The organism is Chryseobacterium sp. 2VB (assembly GCF_005503635.1).
GTDB classification, from domain to species: Bacteria; Bacteroidota; Bacteroidia; order Flavobacteriales; family Weeksellaceae; genus Chryseobacterium; species Chryseobacterium cupriresistens.
In genome coordinates, this window is record NZ_SCNC01000018.1 from 80,387 (window position 1) to 98,026 (window position 17,640).

A 17,640-nucleotide genomic window follows, 5' to 3' on the forward strand; every position below is an offset into this window, starting at 1 on the left:
TATTAATCATTTTCCAAAAGTACTAAAATTTAATCCTCAAAACGAAAATAACGCTCCCAAGGGAACGCTATTTTTATTTTTTATCAATAGAATCAGATTATTTGATCTGAACTTCGTAAATCTTTGGCCAGTTCTTTCCTGTTACCAGCATATTATCTCCTTTGAAAGCAATTCCGTTCAGTACATCATCACTTCCTTTAGTATTCTGTTTTGCAATTTCTGTAAAATCAAAAGTTCCCACTACTTCTCCATTGGTTGGATTAATCTTTAAAATGATCGGCTTCTGCCATACATTGGCATAGATAAATCCATTGTGGTATTCCAGCTCGTTCAACTGATCATATGCCTGAGAACTTCCTGCAACAGCAATATATTTAATCAGTTTTGAAGGATCGTTGACATCAAGGAAATATAAAAGTTTACTTCCGTCAGAAGCAATCAGGCTTTTTCCGTCATACGTTAATCCCCAACCTTCACCCAATACATTAGGATAAGCAAATTCTGAAAGCAGCTTTAAAGAACTTTTATCATAAACATATCCTTTTTTGCTCTGCCATGTCAACTGATAAACTTTATCACCAACAATCGTGCTTCCTTCAGAAAAGTCTTCCTGAGCCTGTTTTGTAGAAGCCAGCGGAGTTGTTGTTCCCAGCGTATATTTTAAAATCTGTGAAGATCCGTTCTGCCCGTCACTTTCATAAATGGTATTTCCTTCAATCTGGAAACCCTGTACAAAGTTTTTAGGATCGTGAGGATATTCCGCTACAATCTGATAAGGAATATTTTTTTCAGGATTTTTTGCAAATACATTGATGGTAGCATCCTGATTTAGCACTTCACCACCTTTTGTTTTAATATTGAATGTAACAGCATTGTCTCCTAATGTGAAAAATTTAGGATCAATTGTTAAATCTGCTGTTTCTTTATCTCCAAAGCTGATTGTTACGCTTTCTGCATTTTCCGTTACCTCTTTCGGAAGCTCAAGCTTATCTCCGAAATGATATCCCTTCGCCTCCATTGAAGTATTATAAGTGTTTAATGTATTAAGAATTTCTTTATCCTTATTACAAGACGCCAATAATAAAATCGCTGCGAAACCCGCTATTATACTTTTTTTCATTGAATTTCTAAATATTTCTCCAAAAATAGCAAATTTTATTCCGTATTACCAATATTATCTACGGGTTCACCAAATTGTAATATGTATCCATTGTTGTCATATATTGCAAACTCTCTCATTCCCCATTCAAAAGTTTCGATTTCATAGCAGACTTTGGCTTTTGTTTTAAGGTCTTCCCAAAGATCATCCACCTGATTTACATTGAAGTAAAATGATCCTGAAAACCCGATGGAAAGATTGTTTTCATGTTCATTAGGCTGGGAGAGCATAATGTATATATCATTTTTTCGAAGAGAAGCCCATTGCCAGTCGTCATTTCTACCCATCAGGGTAAATCCGAGAACATTCATATAAAATGTAATTGTTTCATCCAGATTTTCTGTCCAGAAAACAGGGCGAAGTGCGGTAAACTGTGTCATGATTCCTGCAATTTAAAGGTATTTTTATGGATTTTCATATTCAGAGAAACCCATGTTTCCTGATCAATCCTGGCTTCGCTTTTAACATATGGATCAAAAGCAAAACCTACTTTTTTGTAACATTCTATAGCTCCGGTATTCCAGTCGTACACGTTCAGCTCTGCTGTTTCTTTATCAAAATGATTAAACCCATATTTCAAAAGCTCTTGCATAACCTTCTTTCCATAGCCTTTTCCTCTGTTATTTTCATCCCAGATCAGAATTCTTCCCAGCAGGAATGTCTTCTCTTTTAGAAATATCTGGGCATGCCCGATTGTATTTCCGGTCTGATCTGTAATTTTAAAAAGAGTTCTGTTTTCATCAGATAAGTCCTTTTCCAGCTGTTCTTCTGTGAGAGGGAAACGGTATACGGGCCCGGCAAACTGAAGAAGCATCCTTTCGTCTTTTATCTTTGAAATCAGTTGTGGAGCATCTTCTATCGTAAAAGAGTGTAATTTGATCATGATTTATTTTTCTAAAAATTCTTTTAAGCTTTGTCCCAAATCGTATTCCAGCCCTTTACAAAATTCTCTCCTGAAAAGCCTTCTCCTAAGTCTTTAAAGTTTTCAATATCTTCATGGGTCAGCTTTACTAAAGTTTGACTGTCTTCTGGCAGCAGTTCCCAGGTTACCATGGTCTTCATGTCTGAAAGATCAGGATAAGACCATGTATGCTTTAATTTTTCATTGGGTATTATTTCTAAAATCTGTGCGTGGTGATGGTATTTATTCTCACCTCCCGGTTCATAGAAGTTGAATTCCTTACCTGTTTCCAAAACAAAATCCTGGATATCAAAATACCAGGATTTCATTTCATTTTTATCGGTTAATGCTTTCCAGACTTTTTCAGCCGGAGCATTGATGGTGTACTGAACAGTGATGGGTGTAGTCATATTATAGGTTTAATATGTTTAAATGTACACATTTTACCTATAATCTTTAACCACAAAAGTCACAAAGTTTTATCTACTAAATTATTAAGTTTAAATTTCTACTCATGAGAAGTACACGTAAGCCTTTAAAATTTCAGAATTTTCCTTTTGTGAACTTTTTATTCCTGCAAGTTCATTTTAACTTTTATCTTTTGTGACTTTTGTGGTTTATTTTGTAATTACCCATGTGAAAAACCTGTGATTTTGGCTTCGTCAAAATCCAGCTGCATTTCAATGGTTCTCATCACATGATCATCAAAGATCTTTTCTCTTTTCATTCTGTGCAATTCGTTTCTCTGTGCCTGAATGATCTGTCGGAGGACATCTTTGTTTTCATTGATAGCGGTTACATAATCTCCTGTGGAAGCCATGCACTGGGCTTTATCTGCCATCAGCATCATTTCATTTTCGAGCTTGTGCTTTTGATGACGTACGAGGCTGTTGGTTACTGCCAATTCAGAAAAGTCATTATCAAGTTTGTGCAAAGCTGTTTCCTTCAGTTTACGCATAAGGATTACTTCCTGTTTTTCTTCCGGCAATTCGCTTCCGGCATCCTGAATATTTAATAATTTCAAGATGGGAGCCAACAATAAACCTTGCCCTACCAGGGTGATCAATATGATCACAAAAGTGACAAATAAAATAATATTCCTGTGCGGAAACGCTTCTCCGTTTGGTAAAAAAGCAGGAATTGACAAGGCGGCAGCCAGTGAAACCACTCCTCTCATTGCTGCAAAACTGATGATAAAAGGCTCTCTCCAATCGGGTTTGGGAACTTTTAATCTTAATTCTTTAGAGCAGATTCTTGGGAAGTACATCAATGCATAACTATAGAGAATTCTTGTTCCGATAATCGCTCCACCAATCACAACACTGTAGAAAATACCTTCAGAAATGGTATATTCTTTCATTCCTTCCACTACAATGGGAAGTTCAAGACCAATCAGGATAAAGATGATGGTATTCATCAGGAATATCAGTACACTCCATACATTCCCGGACTGAATCCTGGAGGTATGGCTTAAATAGCAATGTGAATTATAAGACATCAATAAACCTCCGGCAACTACAGCCAATACTCCCGAAAAATGGAAATGTTCCGCTCCCACATACATAATGTAAGGAACGATCAGGGTAATAATGGTATCGATATTGGAATTGGTCGGGATAACTTTTAATAAAGCTCCAAACAGAAACCCAACCGCCACTCCTACGGCAATTCCACCGATGGCCATGGTAAAGAAATCCTGAACGGCATCTCTCCAGATAAACTGTCCTGAAATAACGGCGGCCAGTGCAAATTTAAATACAATTAAACTGGAAGCATCATTGATCAAACTTTCTCCTTCCAGAATATTGGTAATTTTCTTAGGAATTTTCATATGCTTCAGAACCGAAGTAGCAGCTACCGCATCCGGCGGTGAATTGACGCCTCCCAACAGGAAACCCATTGCCACTGTAAGTCCGGGAATGATAGAAGATGAAAGATAAGCAACGACTATGGAGGTTAAGAATACCAATCCAAAGGCCATTGAAAAAATCTGTTTTCTCCATTTATGAAAATCCTGCCATGAGGTAAACCAGGCTGCCTCAAACAAAATTGGCGGCAGGAAAATAAGAAAAACAAGATCGGGTTCTATTTCAATGCGTGGCATTCCCGGCACAAAGCTTATCAGTAATCCTGCAATGACAAGAAAAATCGGGTAAGCTACTTTTAATTTCTGGCCGATCATTACCAATATCATCACAGACAGCAGGACTGCAATGGATATTATAACATAGCTGTGAATCATTTTGAGTTCGTTTTTTAAGTATTATTTTTATTTTTGGGTATCTATTTCCCAAACCTGATAGGTTTTCAGAAACCTATCAGGTTTAGATATATTCGAAGTCTGTCATTAATCAATATCTGAGATCATAAAAAGATCAATCTAAAGCACGATATTATTCTTAGGAGTAATGGCTGGCGGAAGATCAGATTCATCCAGCATATCTCTCATATCGATTTCAATCGTACGGCTGATCTGGGTGATGGGAACGTCATTGGGACTTCCTTCAAAAGGGTTTACCGAAGCCTCTCCTACGCTGTCCAATGTATGGAAACACCAGGTTACCAATAAAGAAAACGGAATATTAAACCATAATGTCAAGCCTTCTACCGATGTTCCTTCACCTAATTTATCAAACTCCTTCAATAATCCGAAAGGCACAAAAACAATGAATAAAAGTAAAAGATACGTGGTGATGGAAGAGAAATTTCTCGGATAGGGAAAGTTTTTAATTCTTTCAGCTTTTCCCTGATTATCGGTAAACTTAACCAATTGCTGGTTGATCTGTGTCCATTGAAAATCATTGATTCCTCCTTTTTCGTAAACTTCGGATAAAGCTTTACTCTGGCTGGCGATCAGTTGCGTCGCTCTGTTTTTTTTGCTTAGAATATACTGAAGTTCAGATTCTGAAAGATATTTTTTCAATTCTTCATCCAGTGTGGTCAGTCTTTCCGGAATGTCATATTTTTTAGCATATTCATCAAACTGATCTGTTCCCATGTTTTCCCATGCTCGCGGTTCACGAAGCTGAAACCTCAATGCAGTAAGCCATGCATAATGACGAAGGAACATTTCTTTTACTTTACCGGAATCTTTGGAAAGAAGTGCATCTCTCAGGATATATCCAAAACTGCGGCTGTCATTAATAATGGCTCCATAGATTTGTCTTGCTTCCCAGAGTCTGCTGTAGCTGGCATTGTTTTTAAATCCAACAATAAAGGCAACCGCTGTTCCCATGATCGCAATCGGCTGCCATGGAACGGAAAGGAACTTCCAGCCCAAAAAGTACAGGACTGTAGGAATAGCTGATAATATAACCAAAGCGTAAATGCTCCGTCTGGTCCAGATAATGAACTCCCGGGCTCCGAATCTTTTTCCTGAATGCATAAGTGTTTATTTTATAGGGTTTATTAAATTTTCAAATAATGATTTCCAGAAGCATTCAGCAACAGTTTTATTAGTTTTTGGTGAACGGGATATTATTATAAAAACCAATCTGAATCTGTCCGCGGTTTCTGTTCTCCTGAATCTGGTTCATATAACCAGCTTCAATCCTCATGTTTTTGTTGATGACATATCCTAACGCTCCATACACTCTGTTTCTGTCGAAAACCGGGCTGTTGAAGTGCAGAAAAATTTCGTTATATACTGATGCGTAAAGGGTTTTCGGAAGTAACTCTTTTTGAGTAATCGGAATATTCAGTCCCAGCATGTAGCGGAATCTCATTCTGAAATCATCCTGAAGAAAACGTTCTTCCAAACGATATCGGTGCTGAAGATAAAAACGTCCGAATTTCTGCTTGGTAATATACTGCTGGAAAATCCTGTGTTCAATATTTTCTTTTTTTTCACCGTATACATAAGGCTGACTGAGAATGAAACCGTATCCCAATAAAACATTGTTATTGTTCTCTGTAAGATCATATCCGATCCCTGTACGGATCAGTAACTGCTCGAGATCTCCCAGGGCATCGAAATTACGGTATTGAATTTCATTGTGCCAGTTCAGCTTCTTGCTGATCTTGTTATTTCCAAAATACATATACCATGCTCCCAGATCGTTTTTTTGAGCAAATGTAAAAATGGATCCCAAACCTAAAACTGTGAACGCCAACTTCGTAAAAACCTTTCTCATATTTACCAATTACTATTATCTATCGTTTTAAACAAAATTAATATTTTAAATCAATAATAGCAAACAATATTTTATAAGTTAGTTTAAAGAAGTACGGATGCAATGTTCTGCATCCGTTTTTTTTTGTAAAAGATTATCCTGGAACCTGTTCGGTAAGAACATCTGTTTCATTCTGGTCAAAATAAGTACAGGTCATTGCATGAAGATTCATTGTCCAGCCATTGATTCCGTTTTCTGCGCAGTCTTTACAGAAAGTTATATAATCTGTTCCTCCCTGCTGGTGAAGTTTAAGCCTTATTTTAAAATTTTCAAGATTTAAAGTATCGGAAATGGGAAGAGCCTCATATTTGTTTCCAGTCTGCACAGATTGGTTGTCAGTATTAAAGTACTCAGTATTTCCGTCTGAAACGTATGCTTTGTAGTGAGAGACACCTAATGCTTTTATAGCTTGAATATATTGCGGAAAATCGGCTCCGCTTTTTACTTTTTGGTGCTCTGCTTTGATGTATTCAATTGTAAATTTCATTCTTTTGTATTTTCTGTTTTTAACTATAAATTATTGTTTCTCACAAGCAAACCATTGGACTCTGCTTTTCAAAACAAAGGCTAATTTAATCAGAAAATATAAATTTCATTTAATTTTTAATAACAACAGTTGTAGGAATAGTTATTCAAATCTGTCTTTTAAATAATTCATATCTGCAATTTTACTTTCTATCGCATATACCACTAAACCGGCAGTATTTTTGGCTCCGGTTTTCAATAGAAGACTGTTGCGATGACCTTCAACGGTTCTGGAGCTTATAAAAAGTTGATCTGCAATCTCAGAAGTGTTGTATTGTTTGCAGATGAGTTCCAATACTTCTTTTTCTCTTTTGGAAATGTGATTGGCATCAAAAATACTGGAAACTTTCTTTTTAGGTTCTGTAAGGTTTTGATGTAATGCTTCCATGACCTCATTGTTATAAAAGAAACCTTTGCTGTGCACTTCCCTTATTGCTGTGAGCAATTCTGCAGGGCTTGAGTTTTTTTTAAGAAAGGAACAGGCCCCGGACTGTATCATATTGACAATAAATGCTTTCGTGTTATAGCTCGTTAAGGCAATAATTTTAATCTGGGGATATTTGATGTGGATCTGTTTGGTAGCTTCTACTCCGTTAATTTCCGGCATATTGAGGTCCATCAGGATAATATCAGGCAGTTTTTCCAGGGTTACAAGCTCATCCAGCAGCTCTTTACCGTTGCTGAAATCACTTACCAGTTCAATATCTTTTTCTCTCTGTATCAACAATGAAATTCCCTGACGAAAGAGTGCTTCATCGTCTACAATTATGACACGAATTATATCCTTTTCCATTTTATAACGATTTAAAATGTAAATTCTACGGTAATTCCTTTATTGTTTTCACTTTCAATTTTCAGTGTTCCATTGATCAGTTCTACCCGGCTTCTGATATTTCTTAAGCCTAATCCACCTTTCAATGTATTTTCATTAAGATCAAATCCTTTCCCATCATCTTTATAGATACAGGTATTTTTTCCGTCTTTTCCCAAAAATTCTATATCAATATGCGTACTTTCTCCGTGTTTTATGGAATTGTTAATGAGCTCTTGTAGTATTCTAAAGATATGCAAATTTTTTTCTTCTTCCGCTTTTGCAAAGTATAAGCTGTTGGAATAAGTTACCTGCAGGGTTTTGGATAGGTTGATTTCTGAGCACAATGCATCTATTGCAGCATGAAGCCCAAACTTTTCTAATATCGGAGGAAGGAGATCATGTGAGATCTGCCTTGCACTTTCTGCTGTTTTATTAACCAGATGTATGATTTTATTTTTCAGATCGTTGTATTCTTCCCTGTCCAGATTATCAAAATCCAGGAGATGGATATTTAAAGAAACCACACTGAGTTTTGAACTGATGTCATCATGCAGATCCTGGGCAATTCTCAGTCTTTCTTTTTCCTGGGCACTGATAATGGCGTGGGTAAGCTCTTTCTCGTATCTGACCTCCAGCTCCTTTTTCTGAATAAGGTTTCTTGTTATCTTCTTATTAGAAAAATAATAAAATATAATCAGGGTAACGGCCAGTAAGGTAAATGCCAGAAAGGTATAAACGATAGTGGAAATAATTGTATTCTCATTCATTTTGTAAAATCATAACAGTGATTACACATTTTTTTGCGGGAAGACAGATAGTCTGTCAGAATAAAAATCTGATACACAATAAACATAACAACATTGAAAACCCATATCTCTTTATGCAGTTTTCTGTTCATCACCGTATACAGGTTTCCTGACAAAAATATTACGGTACTGCTTATCAGATAAAGTAAAAGTCCCAGGCTTATATAATTGTATTTCTTTTGGGTATCCAGTATATTATACAAATGAAATAATGCCAGAATTATGATTGAATAAGACGTAACAAAAATTTCAAAAAGATTAAAAACATAATACTTTTCGGGGTATATGATATACTGTATAACAAGAACTACGGGAATGATAATTAAAAGTGTACGTGCTGTTTTTTTCTGGTATTTTTCCGTTACAATTTCATGGAAGAATAACCCCAGTAACAAAAACTGACCTATCAGATAATAATGTGAGAAAAACAGATTATTGATCTTCTGTGAGTTCAATACGTAAAAAACAATTTCACACAGTAATATCCAGGCCAGATAACAGATGAAGAATGTATAGGCTTTTCCTCCTCCGGAAAAACCTATACAGTATACTGCCAGGTTAATCAGCAGAATGCCTTTTCCAATTAACGACAATATTTCAATCCAGTGATCCAATGATCTCTAGTTTACAGGTTCCACCATTTTGCAGTAGAGCATACGCTTGGGCAGGGTGTTGTCATGTCATATACATAATACCCTTTATCATAATCCACAATATCATTGTTATCTGCATCTACTCCTACCAGAAGAAATTTAAATTCACCTTCATCGGTAATGGCATTATATCCTCTGTATCTCTCAAATCCTTTGTCATTAATAAAAATATCATGAACGTCCTTTGCCGGGATAAGGTGGGCCCGGATAGATGTTCCATCGATAATTTTTGTATTCTGCCAATTGCTGATCCATTTTTTAGCATCATCTAATAAGACTGCATGTTTAGGTAATTCCATAGTTTTTCTCGTTTTAAATTATATAATAGGTTTATAATAAGTGACTTCAGCTACACATTACAAGTTATGAAAAAAAAACTAACCATACTGTGAAATACATTCATTTTAATTAACATAATATCCTTTTTTCAAAATTATAATAATAAAAACCACCAAAATTGCGTATTTCTACCTGTTTTTCAATTCGGCTTTTAATACGCTGTTGTCACTTTGCATTTCTCGCTTGCTTTGTGGTATCCTTTTACGGGAAAAATCCGTAAACATATAAACAGTCATGGAGCTTATGATCTTATGCTAACATTAAAAACCTGTATCATGAAAACAATTATCTTTTTTGTAATCTTTACTTTCTTAAGTAATATTGCATCAATCAATGCACAGACAACTACTGTAACTTTTGAAACTTCATCTGGCGGAAGCACAAGCTTTACCAGCAACGGATATACTTTCAATATCGTATCACAGGCCGGAACTTTCAGAATTCAGGGCAATTATCCAAACACCGGCTGGAACGGAACAGCTAATGATAACGTCTATATTGACAACACAGGTACAACCAATATCAGCTCTCCCTCTTTCAGTGTTAAAAGCAATTCTGCATTCACTGTATCAAAGTTTTGGGTATTTTTAAGCAATACTGCTTTAAACCAGTCTGCTTCATCAGGAACACTTATTATTACGGGAAAATTAGGGGGAGTTACAAAGTTCACCACCACAAAAACATCCGGATTTAATACTACATTTAATGCAACTACGGGAACGACAGGTATCAACAACGGATTTACCCTGATTGATCTTTCCACCCTAAATAATCAGAATAACAGCAATACTACCATTGATGAAATCCAGCTGCAATCCACCGGAGGGTATGTTTATATGTGCCTGGATGCATTTACATGGACAAAAATTTCCACATTGGCCACCTCAGAAAATGACCTCAAAGGCAAAGGGAATATTTATCCTAACCCAACTTCCGGAATATTCTATATTGACGGTCTGAAGCAAAGTGAAAAAGTTTCTTTATATGACCAGTCTGGGAAACTTTTACAATCGGTAGCAACTGAAAAAGATGAAAACCAATTCGACATTAGCGAACTCCCTGACGGAATTTACCTTATCACAACAGCATCAGGAAGCTACAAAATCATTAAAAAGGAATAAAAAAAGCAACTTATCAGTAAAAAAACCGACAGGCTCCTGTCGGTTTTTTTATTATTTTGAGTGCAAAGATAAATTTTATGAGTGCTGCATTTTAGCTGGATCGTCATAATTTACCATCCAGTTGATTCCGAATTTATCGCTGAACATTCCGAAATAAGCTCCCCAGAAGGTATCAGCCATTGGCATTGTTACCTGCCCGCCTGCAGAAAGACCACCGAATAATTTGTCTGCTTCTTCTTTAGATTCAGCGTTCACAGAAATAGAGAAGTTGTTTCCTGCCTTGAAGTTGGAAGACCACTCTCCTCCTGTATCGCTTCCCATCAAAATCGTTTCTTTAGAGATCGGAAGAGAAACGTGCATGATTTTGTTTTTGTCTTCTTCAGGCATTTCTTTTCCTTCCATTGGAGGCATTTCTCCAAATGTTCCGATATAAGGATATTCTCCTCCGAAAACAGATTTATAAAAATCGAATGCTTCTCTGCAGTTTCCGTTGAATGTCAGGTAAACGTTTACTGTTGCCATAATTGTTTTGTTTTTTTAAGTTGAGTTTGTTTTATTGAGGTTTTTCAGACAGTGCTTTTAATCGTGAAAGCCCTTTCTGATAATCTTTTCCGATAGCATTCTCCATATTCATAAACAGCTTCATCAAGGTAAACGGATAAGGAATCTCAGAAGTAAATCCCCATGTTGCCCTACTTCCGTTTCCTTCCGGAACTACTGTTACGTAAGCATTTGCTTCACTTTCATAAGGGGTAAGAAATTTGATTGCCGTATCTATTCTTTTACCAGCTTCATCTACTTTTTCCAATTCCTGGCAGCCTTTTCCTGCCTGTTTATTTTTACTATCCCAGCAAACTTTTTCTCCGTGCTGGCCGGTTGTTCCCGTCCACTCTTTTTTCATACCCGGATCAAGATCATTCCATGGACTCCATTGATCCATTGCTTTGAGGGTATTGGTATTCTGCCATACTTTTTCCACAGGTGCATTAATGGAAATCGACTTTTCATATTGACAGTCACCCGGAATAAAAGCAGCCCAAATCAGCAAAATGATTAGTAATGTGGCTAATAGTAAAAAAATACGTTTAAATGTTTTCATCATCAATGTGTTTTAATTATTATCTGTGTTGATCTATAAGAATCATATTTCCATCCGGATCTTTCAGATAGATATGTTCCGGCCCGGAGGTGGTTTCATCGGCTTCTCTACCGATTTCTACTCCGCTTTCCTTTAATCTTTTCTGAATTTCACGCACATCATCAAAAGATTCCAGATTCTGTGCATTTTCGTCCCATCCCGGATTGAAGGTAAGCATATTTCCATCAAACATTGCCTGAAAAAGGCCTATCAGCATAGAACCGTTTTTCATGATCAGATAGTTTTGTGCTTCTGTTCCTGCCATAGTTGTAAACCCAAGCTTCTCATAAAAGTCTTTGGATTTCTGAAGATCTTTTACGCTTAAGCTGATTGAAAATGCGCCTAGTTTCATAATGTTTGTAAGTTTTTAAAGTAAGCCCCCGAGGTCTGGGGTATTGTTAAGTATGATATAGATAATGAGGTTCTTTTACTGATTTTTAAGATGGGTCTTAAATTCAATAGTTCCGTCATAACTTTTCCAATCGCCTGTAAGTTCGATGTACTGCTCTTCAATTTTCTCTGTCTTTCTATTCCATTTGAAATTGTAGACAAACTTCCCTTTGAAAAGTCCGGAATGTTTTCCTTTATTCTCTTCGGCCAGCTCATATTCTCCGTATACTGTTCCCTGTTTTTTGGAATCTTTATATTTTGAAATGGTAATTTTCCCTTCAAATTTTGCATAACTGGTATCTACAAGAGAATATCCTGAAACGAAATATTCCTGATCATTTTTTTTATTCTGCTCAGAGATATTGATCTTCAGTTTCAATTCCTGACCTTTATTTCCAATGGTTCCTATATAAGGTTTACTGTTATTCAGCCATGTATTGGAAATATCAGGCATCTGACCCAATACAAAATTGGCAGCCAGAATGAAAAGTAATAAAAGTTTTTTCATACAATGTGTGTTTAAACGCCAAATTGTGCCAGGTGATGGTTCAGGTGCTTGGCAAACATATTGTTCCATTCCTGCGAATTCAGTTTACCAAAAGAAAAAGATTCTTTACCATCGAAAGCATCTGCTCCCAGCTGCTGAGTCTTCTGGATAAAACCAATCAGTCTTGTTTTTTCTTCATGAAAATTCTTTCTGGTGGTAATCAAAAACTGTGGAGCGGTAGGTGAATCTCTTGGATATGCTTTTTCTCCCACTACTTTAGGTTTTACAAAAGTTTTTAATATAAATTTTGCGATAGCTCCCGGCTTTTTATGTTTTTCTGGTTCATACACCATTTCATAGGTTATGCAGCAGTGAGCCAACATCTGATCAACAGTCATTTTCCCCCATAAACCGTGAGTATCTTCTACTAATTTGTTGATCCTATCTATATAGTTTTGAGCATCTTTCGCATCAAATACATTTTCCATATAATTTCTGTTTTACTATGGACAAATATATCAGTTTTTTTGTTTGATTTTTATCGTTGATTGAAAAAATTGAGGGGTGCTTGTTATGAGATACGAGTTACGGGGTACGGAATTCGAGTTCGAAAGTTTTTCGGCTATTTTTCGGGTTATTTTTTACGTATTTTCTCCTGCTCTTTAATTGTCGGGATAGATACTGATCATCTGTCAGCCTATATACTATAAAAGTAACCAGCAAACCAGCATCCTATCAACCTCTAACTTAAAAACCAGCAACAAATTAACTAAAAACTACTCTATCTCTTCCCGAGAAGTATCCTCAATTGTAATTTCCTGGGGTGCAGATTTTTTGAAAATAAACCATAGTTTGATCTTTAAAGCAATCCAGCCTATGATCGCATATATTACTAAAAGGATACTTAGATGTTTCAGATACGGGAAGGTAAGCTCTACCGAACCTTTTTGAATCAATAAGATCTTGAAAGCCTGTAAAAAGGGAGTTAACGGAATAATATTCGCGATAAACTGTACAAAAGCAGGCATTGCATTCAAAGGCCATGTAAAACCGCTGATAATGAAAGCCGGCGAAGCAATGACCATAAGAATCTGTGTCGCCTTCAAAGCATCCGGAATCAGAATACTGATGAATACTCCCAGAAACGAAACCGATCCCACAAATACCGCTGTGAGGAGAATAAAATTGAGTATTCCTTCCGGCATCGGAACATGGAAAATCATGTGCATAAAGTAATAAATACCTACAATAAGAACAGAAAATACCCAGATCGGAATGACTTTAATCAACATGGTCGGGAAAGCCCATCTTTTCATTTTCTGATATTCTTTTACAAAAGATCCTCTTTCAAATTCGGCAGCAAAACTTACCGCCATTGCTAATAAAATGACCTGTTGCAATACTACCGCCAGCATTGCCGGCCACATAAAGATCAGATAGTTTCCGGTTGTATTGAAAAGGGTTATATAATTGGCTTTGAAAGGTTCATATTGTGTTGCAGCCTTTGCAGCAGGCATTCCTGCTTTCTGAAGGGCTTTGATGGAAGCTCCGGCAGAAAATGTTCCGATGGTCAGCTGAAGTGCTTTGGATGCAAAATTGGCCGTTAAAACATTTCCTGTATTGATATACACATTCAGTTCAGGATATTTTTTTTGCAGCATATCTCCTTCAAATCTTGAGGGAATAATAACCACAGCAGCTGCCTCATGCCTGATCACCTCATCTTTTATGCTTAAAGGTTCCTGCAGATATCTGATAATTTTGATGCTTTTATTATCATCCAGCATTTCCGTCAGTTGGTTGGATAACGGTGTATTGTCTCTATCAACAACCAAAACAGGAGTATTTTCAACTTTTCCGCTTTTGTAGACAAACCCCAGCAAGGTGGCATAGAAAACCGGTGCCAAAAAGAACACCGTCCTTAAGGTGGAATTGCCGATAAAAAGTTTGAACTCACGTTTCAAAAGACGGAAAAATTCTTTCATCTGTATATTTTTATAAGTGGAGAACGAAATGAAATTCAGGAAACTTCATCTGTCCTTTCAATTTATTTCAGGATTACATTGGCATTGACTAAAATATTTTTAGCCTTATTCATGTCTTTGGGTTTTACTTTGATCTCGTAGATCGCATCCTGTAACTGGTAATCAGGATAAGCTGTGGTGATATCAGCATACTTTGTCAGCTGTTTAATATACACGATAGTTCCTGTCAGGTTTTCTTTGTTATAGACTATCTGCATAGTGACCTCCTGTCCTTTTTTATATTTTGAAATAGCACTTTCCGGGATGGTAAATCTGAAAAAAGTACTCTCAGGAATATATCCGTTGAACAGAGCAAAACCAGCGGTTGCCAGCTCGCCTGTATTCAGGCTGATGGTCTCAATTTCCATATCATTGGTGGCAATGATATACCTTTCGGAATAGGCTACATTTGCTTCCTGTAAAGCGCCTTTAGCCTGTGATGCCTGTCCGGCTGCCATTTCTACTTTTTCGAAACGGGTTCCTCTTTTCACATCATCCAGTTCTGCCACTACAGCATCATATTGTGCTTTTGCACCCTGTAATTTTGCGTAGATTTCGTCATGGGCCTGTGGAGACATTAAACTGTCGCGGAACATATTATTGGCTCTTCTGTAGGATTTCTGAGCAAATTCATATTGTTCCTTCAATCCTTTATATTTGGCCTGAAGCTGTCTCATCTGATCGGCTGTCGCTCCGTTTTTTGCCATTTGCTCCTGAGCTGTTGCGGCACTCACTGCCCCTTGCGCCTGTGCAATTTTTGCAGAAACTTCCGGTACATCAAGTTGCGCCAGTGTATCTCCTTTTTTCACAGTCTGACCTTCAGAAACATATATTTTCAGAATCCTTCCGGTAACTTTAGGGGCAAAAGAGATCACATCCTTTTTGGTTTTTCCTTCCGGATCTTTGATTTTCTCGTTTTTTTTGTCACAGCTCCCCAATAAAAACAGAGCAGCGAAGAGTATAAATATATTTTTATGCATCATTTAAATTTTTAAGGGATTAAATAAAATTTGGTGATATCCAGTTCCTGGGTAGACCTCATCAGTTCTATTCCCGCTCTTCTCTGGTTGAAAATGGCATTCTGATATTCGAGTTCCGCAACTTCAAGATCATTTTCGGCATCAATAAGCTGTGAAGATTTACTCATTCCGTATCTGAATTCTTTTTCTGCCTGTACGAGTGCATTTTTAGCCAGCTCTTTTTCTTTGGCTTTCAGGGTAATCTGCGCAGAAGCGATATCATAATTGGTTTGATTATTAGCCAGATTCAAGGTCAGTTTTTTCAGGGCGTCTTCTTTCTGGTTCTGCAATACTTCTTTACCAACTTTGGCAGTTTCTTCTGCATGTTTTCCTTCTTTACCGTCGAAAATTTCCCATTTAAAACCTACACCTGCTGTAATCAATGGAAACACGTTGATGTTATTAGGTCTCCAGTCCAGTTTTTTTCCTTCATATCCAAGTATAGGAACTGCCGGGATTACATTTTCCGAAGATTTTATCCTGTTCCCGTACAATCCGATATAGTAGGCAGAAGCCATCAGTTGTACTTTAGGAATCATCCACGTTCTTTCTGCTTTTATTTTATAGTCTGCCGCACTGATTCCATGTTCCAGAGCTCTGATTTCAGCTCTCTGCTCAATTCCTTTTTCTGCAGCCAGCAATTCTACAGGAGATAGTACAGGATCAATCATTCTGAGCCTTTCTCTTTGAATCCCTGTCAAAATATAAAGCTGGGTAAGAAGAAGTTCTTTTTTCCCTTCATATTCTACCATTTTAGCATCCAGAGTAGCCTGGGCGAGTTCAATTTTCTTATGGTCATAAGGCGTTATCAAACCATAGCCAAACGCTTTATCAGCCGTTTTTCGGTTGATATCCAATCTTTTTTTACTTTCATCCAGAACCTTTTTAGACTGATGAATCAATGCTAACTGATCATAGGCTTTGGATATGGTGGCAATCACCTCATCTTTTGTTTTTTCCAGAAGGATATCTTCGGACTTTTTCTTTTCTTCCACTGCTTTTTTCATGTACTTCACCTTTCCTCCTGAATACAGCAGCATTTTAGCATCAGCCTTAGCAATACCTGAAAAACCTGATACGTTGAAATTATTGTTGAAAGTCCCTTCAGGAATATTGATAAAGGGAGCGAGATTGAATTCCGGTGACGTCAGTCTTGCTGTTCCGTTGAGATAGCCTGCTTTACCACTTAGTTCCAGGGTTGGAAGAAAGATATCTTTCAGTTTGTGCTCGTCAAGATCGGTAAGTTTGTTTTGGGTAATCTGCATTTTGAGGTTCGAATCGCGAACCATAGCACTATCCAGAAGTTCTTTAAAATCCGGTGCAGACTGTGCCCAGCCAAAAGCGGGGAACGCAAAAAAACTAAACGTAAAAATCAATAAATTGTTTTTCATGGTTTATGTTTATAACAAATATAATGCAAAAATTGTTAAAATCCTTAAAGATAATTCTACAAGATGGTGAATTTAAAGTAAGTTTAAAATATGTTTAAGTTTAAAACCCTGCAAAATAAAGTTTTGGATAAAGCGTTTAAATGTTAATTAAAAACTAAAAAACTTTGAAAAAATATTTAACTCTACTTTTTCCATACAGTTTTCCACCGCATATTTCTTAGAAAATAAAGAGGATAAAGCAATGTTTATTTGAAAAACTAAGTTTGAATATTGGAAGCTGAATTCCCGCGGAGCGACAAACGGAGTGATAAACTTTTGATAATACATAATCTGCTCTCTGTCAAATTGAGAGTAAGTTTAGGCTAAAGCCAAAAGAAACTTAAATCTTTTAATTAAATGGGCTAAAGCCCATTTCTATTGAATAAAACCGTACTTATTCCCTTTATATTTTAAATTTTGGAGGCTGGATTTCTGTGGAACGACAAACGGAGTGGATGACCTTTGAAAAACAATCTTTACTGCGAGAGATCATATTCAATAGGAACGGACTTTAGTCCGTTTAAAAAAGGTGAAACGTCAATTGGCTTTAGATTCTGTGTTAACTTCCAAATATTTTTTATACATTTATATTTATAAAAGCGACCTTGAGTTAGCTTGCGTAGGGTGAACGTCTTTGATTTTTACCCTACTTTCTTCAAAAT

Annotated in this window: 21 protein-coding genes; 1 reads left to right on the forward strand and 20 read right to left on the reverse strand. The window is 36.7% G+C overall.

The genetic code is table 11. From position 1 onward, the window contains the following. Nucleotides 1-97: 97 nt before the first annotated feature. From FFS26_RS16205 to FFS26_RS16260, 12 genes are all read right to left on the reverse strand, one after another. Complete coding sequence (locus FFS26_RS16205; RefSeq protein WP_120231645.1) at nt 98-1,120, reverse strand: glutaminyl-peptide cyclotransferase; 1,023 nt, start codon at nt 1,118-1,120, stop codon at nt 98-100. 35 nt (nt 1,121-1,155) lie between these two features. Then, nucleotides 1,156-1,539, reverse strand: coding sequence for a VOC family protein (locus FFS26_RS16210; protein ID WP_120231646.1), 384 nt, complete (start codon nt 1,537-1,539; stop codon nt 1,156-1,158). Continuing rightward, a complete protein-coding gene (locus FFS26_RS16215; RefSeq protein ID WP_137905567.1) occupies nt 1,536-2,042 on the reverse strand; it encodes a GNAT family N-acetyltransferase in 507 nt (168 codons plus the stop codon). The genes FFS26_RS16210 and FFS26_RS16215 overlap by 4 nt, the downstream gene beginning before the upstream one ends. A 23-nt stretch (nt 2,043-2,065) precedes the next feature. After that, nucleotides 2,066-2,470, reverse strand: coding sequence for an SRPBCC family protein (locus FFS26_RS16220; protein WP_137905568.1), 405 nt, complete (start codon nt 2,468-2,470; stop codon nt 2,066-2,068). Nucleotides 2,471-2,688: 218 nt separating this feature from the next. After that, nucleotides 2,689-4,302 carry a Na+/H+ antiporter gene (locus FFS26_RS16225; protein ID WP_137905569.1) on the reverse strand — a complete coding sequence of 538 codons (1,614 nt, stop codon included), beginning with the start codon at nt 4,300-4,302 and terminating at the stop codon, nt 2,689-2,691. Nucleotides 4,303-4,440: 138 nt separating this feature from the next. Next, nucleotides 4,441-5,445, reverse strand: coding sequence for a bestrophin family protein (locus FFS26_RS16230; protein WP_137905570.1), 1,005 nt, complete (start codon nt 5,443-5,445; stop codon nt 4,441-4,443). 70 nt (nt 5,446-5,515) lie between these two features. After that, nucleotides 5,516-6,193, reverse strand: coding sequence for a DUF2490 domain-containing protein (locus FFS26_RS16235; RefSeq protein ID WP_137905571.1), 678 nt, complete (start codon nt 6,191-6,193; stop codon nt 5,516-5,518). Nucleotides 6,194-6,326: 133 nt separating this feature from the next. After that, nucleotides 6,327-6,719 carry a DUF1398 domain-containing protein gene (locus FFS26_RS16240; RefSeq protein ID WP_137905572.1) on the reverse strand — a complete coding sequence of 131 codons (393 nt, stop codon included), beginning with the start codon at nt 6,717-6,719 and terminating at the stop codon, nt 6,327-6,329. Between the two features lie 141 nt (nt 6,720-6,860). Further along, the gene (locus FFS26_RS16245; protein WP_062671771.1) at nt 6,861-7,550 is read right to left on the reverse strand and encodes a response regulator transcription factor; all 690 of its coding nucleotides are present in this window, start codon (nt 7,548-7,550) and stop codon (nt 6,861-6,863) included. An 11-nt stretch (nt 7,551-7,561) separates the two neighbouring features. Further along, on the reverse strand, nt 7,562-8,338 hold the full coding sequence (locus FFS26_RS16250; protein WP_137905573.1) for a sensor histidine kinase: 777 nt from the start codon (nt 8,336-8,338) through the stop codon (nt 7,562-7,564). Further along, the gene (locus tag FFS26_RS16255; protein WP_137905574.1) at nt 8,335-8,991 is read right to left on the reverse strand and encodes a hypothetical protein; all 657 of its coding nucleotides are present in this window, start codon (nt 8,989-8,991) and stop codon (nt 8,335-8,337) included. The genes FFS26_RS16250 and FFS26_RS16255 overlap by 4 nt, the downstream gene beginning before the upstream one ends. Nucleotides 8,992-9,002: 11 nt before the next feature. Beyond that, on the reverse strand, nt 9,003-9,329 hold the full coding sequence (locus FFS26_RS16260; protein WP_110011020.1) for a hypothetical protein: 327 nt from the start codon (nt 9,327-9,329) through the stop codon (nt 9,003-9,005). Nucleotides 9,330-9,644: 315 nt separating this feature from the next. On the opposite strand from FFS26_RS16260, the gene FFS26_RS16265 reads away from it, so the two are divergent. Further along, nucleotides 9,645-10,490, forward strand: coding sequence for a T9SS type A sorting domain-containing protein (locus FFS26_RS16265; protein WP_137905575.1), 846 nt, complete (start codon nt 9,645-9,647; stop codon nt 10,488-10,490). Nucleotides 10,491-10,565: 75 nt separating this feature from the next. On the opposite strand, the gene FFS26_RS16270 is transcribed toward FFS26_RS16265, so the two are convergent. From FFS26_RS16270 to FFS26_RS16305, 8 genes are all read right to left on the reverse strand, one after another. After that, nucleotides 10,566-11,012, reverse strand: coding sequence for a VOC family protein (locus FFS26_RS16270; RefSeq protein WP_110011019.1), 447 nt, complete (start codon nt 11,010-11,012; stop codon nt 10,566-10,568). Nucleotides 11,013-11,043: 31 nt separating this feature from the next. After that, nucleotides 11,044-11,592, reverse strand: coding sequence for an SRPBCC family protein (locus tag FFS26_RS16275; RefSeq protein ID WP_228406553.1), 549 nt, complete (start codon nt 11,590-11,592; stop codon nt 11,044-11,046). A 16-nt stretch (nt 11,593-11,608) separates the two neighbouring features. Next, complete coding sequence (locus tag FFS26_RS16280) at nt 11,609-11,980, reverse strand: VOC family protein (RefSeq protein ID WP_137905576.1); 372 nt, start codon at nt 11,978-11,980, stop codon at nt 11,609-11,611. Between the two features lie 75 nt (nt 11,981-12,055). Continuing rightward, nucleotides 12,056-12,526, reverse strand: a complete 471-nt coding sequence (locus FFS26_RS16285) for a hypothetical protein (protein WP_110011017.1) — start codon at nt 12,524-12,526, stop codon at nt 12,056-12,058. 11 nt (nt 12,527-12,537) lie between these two features. Beyond that, nucleotides 12,538-12,993, reverse strand: a complete 456-nt coding sequence (locus tag FFS26_RS16290) for a DUF1569 domain-containing protein (protein WP_110011016.1) — start codon at nt 12,991-12,993, stop codon at nt 12,538-12,540. A gap of 288 nt (nt 12,994-13,281) precedes the next feature. Then, nucleotides 13,282-14,490: an ABC transporter permease gene (locus FFS26_RS16295; protein WP_137905577.1), complete on the reverse strand. Its 1,209-nt coding sequence runs from the start codon at nt 14,488-14,490 to the stop codon at nt 13,282-13,284. Between the two features lie 62 nt (nt 14,491-14,552). After that, nucleotides 14,553-15,509, reverse strand: coding sequence for an HlyD family secretion protein (locus tag FFS26_RS16300; protein ID WP_110011075.1), 957 nt, complete (start codon nt 15,507-15,509; stop codon nt 14,553-14,555). 11 nt (nt 15,510-15,520) lie between these two features. Next, a complete protein-coding gene (locus tag FFS26_RS16305; protein ID WP_137905578.1) occupies nt 15,521-16,939 on the reverse strand; it encodes a TolC family protein in 1,419 nt (472 codons plus the stop codon). Between the last annotated feature and the right edge of the window lie 701 nt (nt 16,940-17,640).